Annotated in this window: 11 protein-coding genes; 2 read left to right on the forward strand and 9 right to left on the reverse strand. The window is 41.0% G+C overall.

What is annotated here, in order from left to right; all coding sequences use genetic code 11:
- Nucleotides 1–113: 113 nt before the first annotated feature.
- A complete protein-coding gene (gene hmpA / locus RT138_RS04860) occupies nucleotides 114–1,322 on the forward strand; it encodes an NO-inducible flavohemoprotein (RefSeq protein ID WP_313189801.1) in 1,209 nt (402 codons plus the stop codon).
- 90 nt (nucleotides 1,323–1,412) lie between these two features.
- Nucleotides 1,413–1,883 carry a hemerythrin domain-containing protein gene (locus RT138_RS04865; protein WP_313189802.1) on the forward strand — a complete coding sequence of 157 codons (471 nt, stop codon included), beginning with the start codon at nucleotides 1,413–1,415 and terminating at the stop codon, nucleotides 1,881–1,883.
- 125 nt (nucleotides 1,884–2,008) lie between these two features.
- On the opposite strand, the gene RT138_RS04870 is transcribed toward RT138_RS04865, so the two are convergent.
- The 9 genes from RT138_RS04870 to nuoF are packed head-to-tail and all read right to left on the reverse strand — an operon-like array spanning nucleotide 2,009 to nucleotide 11,653.
- Nucleotides 2,009–3,394 carry an NADH-quinone oxidoreductase subunit N gene (locus RT138_RS04870; protein WP_313189803.1) on the reverse strand — a complete coding sequence of 462 codons (1,386 nt, stop codon included), beginning with the start codon at nucleotides 3,392–3,394 and terminating at the stop codon, nucleotides 2,009–2,011.
- A gap of 20 nt (nucleotides 3,395–3,414) precedes the next feature.
- Nucleotides 3,415–4,863, reverse strand: a complete 1,449-nt coding sequence (locus RT138_RS04875) for an NADH-quinone oxidoreductase subunit M (RefSeq protein WP_313189804.1) — start codon at nucleotides 4,861–4,863, stop codon at nucleotides 3,415–3,417.
- An 18-nt stretch (nucleotides 4,864–4,881) separates the two neighbouring features.
- Nucleotides 4,882–6,804 (reverse strand): NADH-quinone oxidoreductase subunit L, encoded by a 1,923-nt coding sequence (gene nuoL, locus RT138_RS04880; protein WP_313189805.1) that lies wholly within the window; start codon nucleotides 6,802–6,804, stop codon nucleotides 4,882–4,884.
- A gap of 31 nt (nucleotides 6,805–6,835) precedes the next feature.
- Nucleotides 6,836–7,165 (reverse strand): NADH-quinone oxidoreductase subunit NuoK, encoded by a 330-nt coding sequence (nuoK, locus tag RT138_RS04885; protein ID WP_185218458.1) that lies wholly within the window; start codon nucleotides 7,163–7,165, stop codon nucleotides 6,836–6,838.
- Complete coding sequence (locus tag RT138_RS04890; RefSeq protein WP_254528677.1) at nucleotides 7,158–7,664, reverse strand: NADH-quinone oxidoreductase subunit J; 507 nt, start codon at nucleotides 7,662–7,664, stop codon at nucleotides 7,158–7,160. The genes nuoK and RT138_RS04890 overlap by 8 nt, the downstream gene beginning before the upstream one ends.
- Before the next feature lie 3 nt (nucleotides 7,665–7,667).
- Nucleotides 7,668–8,192 (reverse strand): NADH-quinone oxidoreductase subunit I, encoded by a 525-nt coding sequence (locus RT138_RS04895; RefSeq protein WP_313189806.1) that lies wholly within the window; start codon nucleotides 8,190–8,192, stop codon nucleotides 7,668–7,670.
- Nucleotides 8,193–8,203: 11 nt separating this feature from the next.
- The gene (gene nuoH / locus RT138_RS04900) at nucleotides 8,204–9,241 is read right to left on the reverse strand and encodes an NADH-quinone oxidoreductase subunit NuoH (RefSeq protein ID WP_093099573.1); all 1,038 of its coding nucleotides are present in this window, start codon (nucleotides 9,239–9,241) and stop codon (nucleotides 8,204–8,206) included.
- Nucleotides 9,242–9,253: 12 nt separating this feature from the next.
- Complete coding sequence (locus RT138_RS04905) at nucleotides 9,254–10,270, reverse strand: 2Fe-2S iron-sulfur cluster-binding protein (protein WP_313189807.1); 1,017 nt, start codon at nucleotides 10,268–10,270, stop codon at nucleotides 9,254–9,256.
- A gap of 27 nt (nucleotides 10,271–10,297) precedes the next feature.
- Entirely contained in the window at nucleotides 10,298–11,653 is a 1,356-nt protein-coding gene (nuoF, locus tag RT138_RS04910) for an NADH-quinone oxidoreductase subunit NuoF (protein WP_313189808.1), read from the reverse strand.
- Between the last annotated feature and the right edge of the window lie 3 nt (nucleotides 11,654–11,656).

Raw genomic sequence — 11,656 nt, forward strand, 5'->3', positions numbered from 1 at the left:
TTTGCAACATCCTTATGTCAAAAACATAATAAAGGATAAAAACCTCTTTTATTCTTTTTATCTTTGTTTAAATTAATTCCATTTAAACTGAAAACTAGAAAACAATCAACGTAATGACAGAGAATCAAATAGCATTAATTAAAGCGACAGTACCAGTCTTGAGAGAAAACGGAGTATTATTAACAAGCTATTTCTACGACCGCATGTTTCAGCACAACCCTGAACTTAAACATGTCTTCAACATGGGAAACCAACAATCAGGGAAACAACAAACGGCCTTGGCTATGGCAGTCCTAGCTTATGCCGAAAATATTGAAAATCCGTCGGTTCTTTTAGGCGTGGTTGACCATATTGGCCATAAACATACCAGTTTGGACATCCGCCCTGAACATTATCAGATCGTAGGAAACCATCTGATCTCTTCCATTAAAGAAGTTCTTGGCGATGCAGCTACGGACGAACTGTTAGCAGCATGGACCATTGCTTACAACCAATTGGCAGATATCATGAGCGGTCATGAAAACGCTCTTTATAAAACAAAAGTAAATAGACCAGGAGGCTGGACTGGTTGGAGGCCATTTGAGGTCCGAGATAAAGTAATGGAATCCGAAGAGATTACCTCATTTTACCTGTATCCAACCGATCAAGGAGATATCGCTGCCCATTTACCTGGCCAGTACATCAGTGTTAGGTTATTCTTACCTGAATTAAACCTAATCCAACCGCGTCAATACAGTATTTCAAGTTCATCGAATGGCAAGTTTTACCGTATCTCTGTTAAGAAGGAAAAAGGAAGTCAACACCCTGATGGAATGATCAGCAATAGACTACACGACCATATCCAAGTAGGTGATAAGATCGAACTTAGTTCTCCATCGGGGAATTTTGTCTTGAACCAAAAGGAAACCAACAAACCACAGGTATTTATCAGTGGTGGGATCGGACAGACTCCCCTATTGGCAATGCTAGAGGAATTGATCCTGAACAAGAACAGTAACCAACCTATTGTATGGGTTCATGGTTGTAGAAATGAGCAGGTTCATGCTTTTAAAGACAGATTACAGGAGCTTTCTGCTATCAACCCAGCCTTACAGAATCATTTGTTCTATGAACAATTAGAAAAAGAAACCGCAGATGCAACATCAGGCGTTGTCAATCTCGAAGATATTCAGGACAAGGTCTTGCTAAATGGTGCCAATTACTATTTATGTGGCCCTGCAGGATTTATCCGCAAACATTACGAATTCCTGAAAGATGCAGGAGTTGACACTGAAGCAATCCATTTTGAAGAATTTGGACCCGCTTCCCTGTCATTAAATTAATTAATCTGTAGCCAAGAGTTCATCTTGTAAAAGGCACCCGGTTTATCTGGATGCCTTAATTCCTACAGAATAACCATTAAAACTGGAACTATGGAAACTAAATCTTTGAAAAGACATCCAGCATTAAGACCTCTTAGTAAAGAACATCATTTCTCGCTATTGATATGTTGGAAAATACGACGCGGCTTGGAACTAAATATCGCTCCTGAGCGAATTGGAAATTATTTGATCAATGCTTGGCATCAACAGATCTCCCACCATTTCGATATTGAAGAAGAATATGTCTTCCCTATCCTAGGTTCTGAAAACAAACATGCAACCGATGCCATTTCTGAGCATAGGGCAATCAAAAGATTGATATTGAATGAACCTCATACGGTCAAATCGTTAAACCGAATCGAAGAAAAACTAGAATCGCATATCAGAATGGAAGAAAGGCAGCTCTTTCCATTGATCCAAAGTATAGCAACGGATGAACAAATGGAACATATCAACTTAAAGCATGATCATCCAATAAGCGAAATGGCGTGGCAGGATGAATTTTGGAACAGCAAAGCCTAAAAAGATTTTAACAACTACACCTCAAAACAAAAGGTCAGGATATTTTCAATCCTGACCTTTGTTCTTTATATCTTCAATAAAACAACCAAAACCTTTATACAGGTCTCATGCCTATTTTCCAATGTCTATTTTGCAAACCAAATCAATGCATCTGGATAAACTCCCAATACAAATGTCAGGATTACGGCAAGCACAAATACAATCTGGAAATTGATCGGCATGCTTACGGTTGCATCTTCCTTCGAGCTCATGAAGTACATATGAACCACCACTCTCAAATAGTAGTACACACCTACAGAAGCATTGATTGCGGCCAATACCAATAATACGCTATGGTAATCATTCATAACGTTAGAGAACATCATGAACTTACCGATAAAACCTGCTGTCAAGGGAATACCTGCCAATGAAAGCATAGAGATCGTGATACAGAAAGCTAACCATGGATTTCTCTTTCCTACACCATTGAAGGATTCAAAACTATCAGATCCAGCCTGGCGTTTCACCAAGATCAATGCTCCAAAAGAAATGATCGAGGCCAATCCATAGGCAGCTGAATAAGTTAAGATACCGGAGGTCGAATTTGGCCCAATGGAAAGGATTGCAAAAAGCATATATCCAGCATGTGAAATACTGGAGTATGCCAACATGCGCTTATAACTTGTCTGCATCAAGGCAGTCACGTTTCCTATAAACAAGGTAATGATCACCACGGTCAATAGAACCGGAGTCCAGAATTCGTTCAAAGGAACCAATACCGTGCTAAACAATTTAAGGAAACCAGCGAATGAAGCGATCTTCACTACGGTACTCATAAAGATCGTAATCAAGATCGGTGCACCATCGTAAACATCTGGAGTCCAGAAATGGAATGGAGCCGCACCAACTTTGAAACATAATCCAACCAACAACAATAAGATACCACCATAGAACATCGGAGAAATACCCGTTGGATTATCAATAATATATTGTTTGATTACAGCCAAATCAAAAGATCCAGTCGATCCGTATAACAGGGTTATACCGAACAACAAGAAACCCGTAGAGAAAGCCCCCATCAAGAAATACTTCAAGGAAGCTTCATTTGATGCCTTATCCGTCCTTCTGATACCAGCCAAGATATACAAGGCCACCGACATAATCTCAAGGCCAATAAACAGCATGGCAAAATTATGGTATGAACAAACTAAAATAGCACCGGTTAGGGAGAATAAGATCAAGGAATAGTATTCTGCGATATTATCGGAAATGGACTTAAAGTACTCTTTCGACAATAACAGGATCAGAATGGTCAATGCTATACATAGCATCGAAAAAGAAAGAGAAAAATGATCAAAAATAACCATTCCTCTATATAAAGGCTCAGCCTGGACGTTCCAATAATAGGCCTCAAATCCAAAGGCAACCAACAAGCCTAATATACTAACAGGCAGTAATGCATTTTTAGCTTTGTACAAGCCTAAATACAAAAGCAGAATACCTAACAAAGAAAGCGTAATAATCGCACCCATAATATATCTTTAAACTTGTACTATTTAATTTGTTGTAATAACTGTGAAACTGATGCCTCTGAAAGATGCAATAAACCATTCGGAAGGACACCTATTAAAATAACTAGAATGACAATGATCGATAATAAGATCACCTCATATCCAGCAATATCTTTTACTTGAGTATGGTTATCGTTGATCTGACCTAACATGGTTTTTTGATAAAGACGAAGCATATAGACCGCTCCAAAAATCAAGGTTGTACCACCGATCACAGCATACCAAACGCCGTTGCCTGTTGCACCAAAGATGCCCTTCAACAACAAGAACTCACCAATGAATCCATTTGTTAATGGCAATCCTATTGCCCCCATGATGATGACCAAGAAAGTCACCGCTAGGAAAGGCATTCTCATTGCCAATCCGCCTAAATCAGCAAGATTCCTTGTTCCTGTCCTACGCTGAATAACATCGATAACAAAGAACAGTCCGACAACTGAAATACCGTGGTTGATCATTTGTAGAATTGCACCCTGCATTCCTTCCTGTGTCAAGGAGAAAATACCTGCAGCGATTAGACCTACGTGAGAAATGGAAGAGTAAGCGATCAAGCGTTTAGCATCTTTCATTTTGAATGCGATGATCGCTCCATAAACGACACCGATGATTCCCATGATCAAGGCAACATTGCCATATCTAGAAACCGCTTCCGGTGCCAAGGGCAATAACCAGCGCAATAGACCAAACAGACCCATCTTCAACATGATACCTGACAAAAGCATGGTTCCAGTTACGGAAGCATGTGTATAGGTATCGGGTTGCCATGAATGGAATGGGAATAAAGGGATCTTGATTGCAAAAGCAATAAAGAATGCCCAGAAAACCCAACGTTGGGCCGCATCTGTAAGATCCAGTTTAGTCAAGGTCGCCCATGACATATCCTTCCCTCCTGTTTGCTGATATAAATAGATAATCGCAATTAACATCAGTAAACTTCCGAAGAAGGTATAAACAAAAAATTTCAGGTTTATTTTGATTCGGTTTCCATCTCCCCACAATGCACAGATAAAGTAGATCGGGATCAAAGCTGCTTCCCACCCAACATAGAATGAAAAAGCATCAAAGGAGATAAACACCAATACCAATCCAGCTTGCATAAAGGATACTAAACCATAGAATCCACCCTTTTGCTCATGGCCAAAACTTGCCAAGATAATCAAAGGGACCAAGCCGTTGGTTAAGATCAACATAGGAAGGCTAATACCATCCAAACCGATCTGGAATTGAATCCCTAAGCTTGAAATCCAGTTCCAGCTTTGCGAAAACTGAATGCTCGCATCAGGCACAAAATTACAGACGAAAGGAATTGTTAAGCCTAATTGAATAAGTGACAAGACCAATGCCGCCCATTTCGCAGAGCTGTTCTTGATAAAGGCTAAAATAATAGCACTTATTACAGGTAAAATTAGCAGTATAAAAAGGTTGTCCATTGATTCCTAAATTCTGATCTAGATTGTAAATAATCCATAAAGCATGAAAGCAATAACTCCGATTACCATCATAAATATATAAAACCCAACATTCCCACTCTGGATTTGACGAATGCCTTTCCCTGAAGAAACAAACAATTCACCAATTCCATTGACCAAACCATCGATACCTGACTTCTCAACAACGTTATGCAAGAATTTGGACAGTCCATTCAACGGACGAACAAATAATGTATCATACAATTGATCAATGTACATTTTATGGTAAGATAGATTATATAGTCCGCCTTGTTCTGCTGAACCATCGGCCTGAGGAATATCTGATTTCTTGATGTACTTATTGTAAGCAACAAAAGCCATGATGATTGCACCCAATGCGGATGCACCCATTAAAATAAACTCTGTGCTATGCGATAAGTGGAATGGCTCTACAACCTGGTTGGTTTGTGTAAATACTGGACTCAGGAAGTTAGCCAACCATGCTCCACCGTGCAGTGCCTCTGGAACATTGATCAATCCACCTAAAACCGAAAGTACGGCAAGTACGATCAGTGGAATGGTCATTGAGCTGGGCGATTCGTGTAGATGATGTTTCTGGCTCTCTGTTCCACGGAATTCCCCGAAGAACGTCAGATACAACAACCTGAACATATAGAACGCCGTACATAAAGCTCCAATAAAACCTAATGCCCAAAAAATTGGACTCGCCAGAAATGCATAAGCAAGGATTTCATCTTTTGAAAAGAAACCCGACAATGGTGGAATCCCAGAAATAGCTATCGTACCGATCAACATCGTTGCATACGTGATAGGCAAGTATTTCTTTAGACCGCCCATTTTTCGCATATCTTGTTCCTCGCTCATTGCATGGATTACAGAACCTGCACCCAAGAACAATAGAGCTTTGAAAAAGGCATGCGTCAATACATGGAAAAATGCTCCGGTAAAGGCACCAACACCTAGTCCCAAAAACATATATCCCAATTGTGATACCGTTGAATAGGCCAAAACCTTCTTGATATCATTTTGGGTAATGGCAATAAATGCTGCTACTAGAGCCGTTGCTACACCGATGATCGCAATGATCTCCATGGTAACAGGGGACAATGTAAACATGATATTTGAACGAGCAATCATATAGATACCCGCAGTTACCATCGTTGCCGCATGGATCAAGGCCGAAACCGGTGTCGGACCAGCCATCGCATCTGGCAACCAAGTAAATAATGGAATCTGGGCAGATTTACCTGTGGCTGCTACAAATAACAATAAGGTAATGATCAATAGGGTCGAGTCACCCATGGCCAATTGACCTGCTGCAGGGAATACTGCCTGAAACTCTAACGATCCAAAGTTGACCAAGATAAAGAACATGGCGATCAAGAATCCCAAATCACCGATACGGTTCATGACAAAAGCTTTTTTCGCTGCCTTTGCATAATTGCTGTTCTTGAACCAGAATCCGATCAATAAATAAGAACACAATCCAACACCTTCCCAGCCAATGAACATGACAAGGTAATTGGATCCTAATACCAATAGCAACATAAAGAAGATAAACAGGTTCAAATACGAAAAGTATTTACCAAAACCTTCATCATTTGCCATATAGCCAACAGAGTATAGATGGATCAAAAATCCTACTCCGGTAATGATCAATAACATGATTGAACTCAAGGGGTCAACCAAAAAACTTATATTGAAACTAAAATTTCCTACCGTAAACCAGTTATATACTTCTTGGAAAATAACACCATCACCACCAGCTTGCCTTGCATCATAAACTTCCTTGAATATACCACAGCTAAGTAAAAATGAAATGAGGATTGTTCCACATCCAATTATTGAAATCAATGGTCTTGGTGTGCTTTTTCTCAGCAATCCAATCATTAGAAACCCTAATAAAGGAAGTAAGGGGAGCATCCAAATGAATTCTTTCATATACAATTCTCTCTAAAATTCTTATCTATTTTTACCACCTCAGTTTATTCAGGGAATCAATATCCACTGATTTGGTATTCCTATAAACCATAATAATTATCGCTAGTCCGACCGCAACCTCTGCCGCAGCCAAAGCCATAATAAAAAACACAAAAACCTGTCCGCTTGGGTCCCCACGGTATGCTGAGAACGCAGCCAACAATAAATTCACCGAATTAAGCATCAGCTCGATCGACATCATGATAATAATGACATTTCGGCGAATCAATACCCCAATAACACCGATCACGAAGATGATGCTACAGAATATCAAATAATGATTCAGGGGAATACCCTGCATATTTTCAATTAAACTACCCATTTTGTTTCGCTCGTGTTTCTTTCTTTGCCAATAAGACTGCTCCGACCATGGCTGTTAACAATAATATAGAGGACAGTTCAAAAGGTAACAAAAAGTCCTTGAACAATACCTTGCCCAAGTTCTTTACCAGACCTATATCCTCATGGCTCTTTACAAACTCATTATTGGTTTCCAGCACCCTAAATGCACCTAGGAACACTGCCAATAGGCACATCCCAGCTATTGCTCCCATAAATTTTACGAGATGGGATTTCATAGGTTCGGAATCTTTGTTCAGGTTCAATAACATCAGGACAAACAGGAATAAGACCATGATCGCCCCCATGTAAACAATAAAATTAACTACGGCCAAAAACTGCGCATTCAATAGAATGTAATGCACGGTAAAGGTGAAAAACGTAATAACTAAGTAGAGTACACTATGTACAGGATTCTTCGTGAAGATGGTCATCAACGCAAAGAATATCGATAGAAACGCTACAAAATAAAATATGGTCATAGGTTATGCTTGCTGATTTTGAGATAATTTGGTGATATCAAACTTTGGTTCCAACAACTTGTCTTTACCGTAAATGAAATCCTTACGTAAATAATCTGCAGTAACATGTTTCCCGTCTAGATAGATCGCCTCTTTCGGACACGCTTCTTCACATAGACCACAAAAGATACAACGCAACATGTTGATTTCATAAACAACTGCATATTTCTCCTCCCTGTACAGGTTCTCCTCCCCTTTCTTGCGCTCTCCAGCAGTCATCGTAATGGCTTCTGCAGGACAAGACAAGGCACATAGGCCACAAGCTGTACAACGCTCCCTTCCCTCTTCATCACGCTTTAAGGAATGCTGTCCCCTAAAGTTCTTGGAATAAGGCCTGATCTCCTCCGGATACTTGATCGTAGGGATCTTCTTGAAGAAGTGTCTTATGGTAATCGATAAACCTTTGGCGATAGCAGGCAAATAAATGCGCTCCCAAAAGTTCATCGGCTTTTGTTCTAATACTTTTTTCCTATTTGATAACGACTGCATATCTCTCCCGATTAAAAGTAAGTATCTTTAACAATGGTAATGATTCCTGTCAAAACGATATTGGCAATGGCCAATGGAATCAACATTTTCCAACCTAAATTCATCAACTGGTCATATCTGAAACGTGGCAAGGTCCATCTTACCCACATAAAGAAGAAGATGAAACCAAATATCTTCGCAAAGAATACCAATACGCCAATGATGGTAATCCAGTTTTCTGAAAGACCTAGATCATACATAAATGGAAAATTATAGCCCCCGAAATACAATGCTGCCATCAATGAAGAGGACACGAACATATTGATGTATTCAGAGAACATATAAAGACCCAATTTCATGGATGAATATTCCGTATGGTATCCACCGACCAATTCGGTCTCACATTCTGGCAAGTCAAATGGTACACGGTTACATTCTGCAAATGCACAGGTCATAAAGATCAGGAATCCCAAGGGCTGAACCCAGATATTCCAGTTTACAAATCCTGATTGTTGTGCAACGATTTCACCAATGGATAAAGTCCCGGTCACCATTAATAAAGCGATCAAGGAAAGTCCCATGGCAATCTCATAACTGATACTTTGTGAAGCCGCACGAATCGCTCCCATTAAGGAGAACTTGTTGTTCGATGCCCATCCACCAAGCATGATCCCATAAACACCAAGAGCAATAACCCCAAAGATGTAAAGTACACCGATATTTACATCGGCAACCTGTAAGCTGATCGCTTTGTCACCAATGGTCAAGGTTTGCCCCCAAGGAATTACCGCCGAACTGATACAGGCAGTGATGATGGCTATGGTTGGCCCTAAAATAAATAAGGTTTTATGTGCTCCCGCAGGAATGATTTCTTCTTTGAAAAAGAATTTACCACCATCACATAAAGGCTGTAAGATACCAAATGCTCCCGCTCTATCCGGACCGTGGCGGTCCTGCATAAAACCCGCAATCTTACGCTCAGCTAACGTGGAATACATGGCAATGACCAAGGTAACCACGAATATGATGACAACTAAGATTAATTTCTCTAAAATAAAGGCCGTTTCCATCTTCCCTATTTTCTATTTTAATTTTTCAGATCTTGCTAACTGCTCCACATTGGCTTCCTGCAATACAGGATTGTCCTTGATGACACTTGGAGGATCAAATTGATGGTAGTGGTTGGAAGCAATAACCGATTGATCGCTGATCTTGGTCGGCTCCTCTAAGATCCACTCATCTGTACGTTTGGTCTCAAACCTACAGGTATCACAGATAAACTCATCAACCTCATTATATTCATCCTTTCTTCCTGTCACACGGATCACATCGGGTCCTTTGTACCACAATGTCACCTTGCCCGAACATTTAGGACAATCGCGGTGCGCATCCACCGGCTTGGTAAACCAAACCCTGTTCTTAAACCTGAATGTCTTGTCTGTCAATGCTCCAACTGGACATACATCGATCACATTCCCAATGAAATCATGATCTAAGGCTTCGTGGATATAGGTTGAAATTTCCGCATGGTCTCCACGGAACAGAATCCCATGTTCCCTTTTATTTGTCAATTGATTCGCGACATATACACAGCGATAGCATAAAATGCATCGGTTCATATGCAGCTGGATCTTTTCACCAATATCAATTCGCTCAAATGTCCTGCGCTCAAATTCATATCTGGTCTTCTCAGCACCATGCTCATAGCTCAAATCTTGGAGCTTACACTCGCCTGCCTGGTCACAGACCGGGCAATCTAATGGGTGGTTGATCAATAACATCTCCACGACCGCCTTTCTTGCATCCACGACATCTGGAGAGGTAATGTTCAGCACCTCCATTCCGTCCATGACCGTTGTACGGCATGATGCAACCAATTTAGGCATTGGTCTTGGATCCTTTTCTGATCCTTTGCTTACTTTCACCAAGCATGTACGGCATTTACCACCTGTACCTTCCAGCTTAGAATAATAGCACATGGCCGGAGGAACGATCTCCCCACCAATCTGCCTAGCAGCATTTAATATCGTAGTACCCGGAGCAACTTCAATTGTTATTCCGTCTATCGTTACTTTAAAATTTTGAACTTCTTCTGCCATTGTTGCTTTTTGTTAAAATGACCCTAATTATTCCGTTACTGGAACCAATGGATCTGCATAATGTGCTAAACCGTAGTTTCTCTTCTGGGCCTCTTCTGGATGAAGGATATGCCACTCAAATTCATCCCTAAAGTGACGAATTGCCGCTGCAACAGGCCAAGCTGCTGCATCACCAAGTGGACAGATGGTATTGCCCTCAATCTTTTGTTGCACTTGCCACAATAGGTCGATGTCCGACATATCGCCATGACCCGTCTCGATCTTGTTCAGGATCTTTTCCATCCAGCCCGTACCTTCACGACATGGAGAACATTGTCCACAGCTCTCATGACGGTAAAAACGTGTATAGTTATAGGTATTCCTGACAATACATTGATCCTCATCAAAAACAATAAAACCTCCGGAACCCATCGCGGTACCACTGACAAAGCCACCATCTGCCAATGACTCATAGGTCATCAGGCGCCGTTCACCTTTCATGGTTTTTACGATCAGGTTTGCAGGAAGGATAGGAACGGACGATCCTCCGGCTACTACGGCCTTCAATCTTTTTCCATTTGCCATACCCCCACAATATTCATCCGAGAAGATAAACTCTTCTACTGGAAGCCCCATCTCAATTTCATAAACACCAGGCTTTGCAATATTTCCTGATGCTGAAATCAATTTAGTTCCCGTACTTCTTTCAATTCCAATTTTTGCATACTCCTCACCACCGTCGTTGACAATTGGCACCGTAGCTGCAATGGATTCCACATTGTTTACTACCGTCGGACAGCCATATAGACCGGCAACAGCTGGAAATGGAGGTTTAATCCTAGGATTACCTCTTTTCCCCTCAAGGGACTCCAACAGGGCAGTTTCCTCACCACAGATATAGGCACCCCCTCCTGGTTGTACATAGATCTCTAGGTCGTAACCTGTCCCTAAAATATTCTTACCTAAAAATCCAGCTGCTTTTGCTTCTTCGATGGCCTTCTCCATAATACGGATTTGAGGCATCATCTCGCCACGGATATAGATATATGATGTATGAGCTCCTAATGCATAGCTGGAAACGATCATTCCTTCTATTAAGGCATGCGGAATATAGGTCATTAAGTAACGGTCCTTGAATGTTCCCGGCTCCGACTCATCCCCATTGCAGACCAAATAACGCGGAACACCTTCTGGCTTCGCCAAAAAGCTCCATTTCATGCCTGTAGGGAAACCTGCCCCGCCACGGCCACGAAGACCTGATTTCTTAACCTCTTCTACGACGTCCTCTGGAGACATGCTCTTCAAGGCTTTCTCTACAGCTCGGTAACCACCATTCTCCCGATAAACAGCGAAGGTGTTGATTCCTGGCACATTGATATGTTCTAATAATAACTTACGTCCCATATT

Origin of the sequence: Sphingobacterium sp., assembly GCF_032065005.1 — a bacterium.
Taxonomy (GTDB): Bacteria; Bacteroidota; Bacteroidia; order Sphingobacteriales; family Sphingobacteriaceae; genus Sphingobacterium.

Excerpts from the sequence above, each read along its gene's own strand:
- nuoF (WP_313189808.1), bottom strand. The coding sequence starts at position 11,653 with ATGGGACGTAAGTTATTATTAGAACATATCAATGTGCCAGGAATCAAC.
- RT138_RS04870 (WP_313189803.1), bottom strand. The coding sequence starts at position 3,394 with ATGGGTGCGATTATTACGCTTTCTTTGTTAGGTATTCTGCTTTTGTAT.
- nuoH (WP_093099573.1), bottom strand. The coding sequence starts at position 9,241 with ATGGAAACGGCCTTTATTTTAGAGAAATTAATCTTAGTTGTCATCATA.
- RT138_RS04895 (WP_313189806.1), bottom strand. The coding sequence starts at position 8,192 with ATGCAGTCGTTATCAAATAGGAAAAAAGTATTAGAACAAAAGCCGATG.
- RT138_RS04865 (WP_313189802.1), top strand. The coding sequence starts at position 1,413 with ATGGAAACTAAATCTTTGAAAAGACATCCAGCATTAAGACCTCTTAGT.
- hmpA (WP_313189801.1), top strand. The coding sequence starts at position 114 with ATGACAGAGAATCAAATAGCATTAATTAAAGCGACAGTACCAGTCTTG.
- RT138_RS04905 (WP_313189807.1), bottom strand. The coding sequence starts at position 10,270 with ATGGCAGAAGAAGTTCAAAATTTTAAAGTAACGATAGACGGAATAACA.
- RT138_RS04890 (WP_254528677.1), bottom strand. The coding sequence starts at position 7,664 with ATGACCATATTTTATTTTGTAGCGTTTCTATCGATATTCTTTGCGTTG.
- nuoK (WP_185218458.1), bottom strand. The coding sequence starts at position 7,165 with ATGGGTAGTTTAATTGAAAATATGCAGGGTATTCCCCTGAATCATTAT.
- RT138_RS04875 (WP_313189804.1), bottom strand. The coding sequence starts at position 4,863 with ATGGACAACCTTTTTATACTGCTAATTTTACCTGTAATAAGTGCTATT.
- nuoL (WP_313189805.1), bottom strand. The coding sequence starts at position 6,804 with ATGAAAGAATTCATTTGGATGCTCCCCTTACTTCCTTTATTAGGGTTT.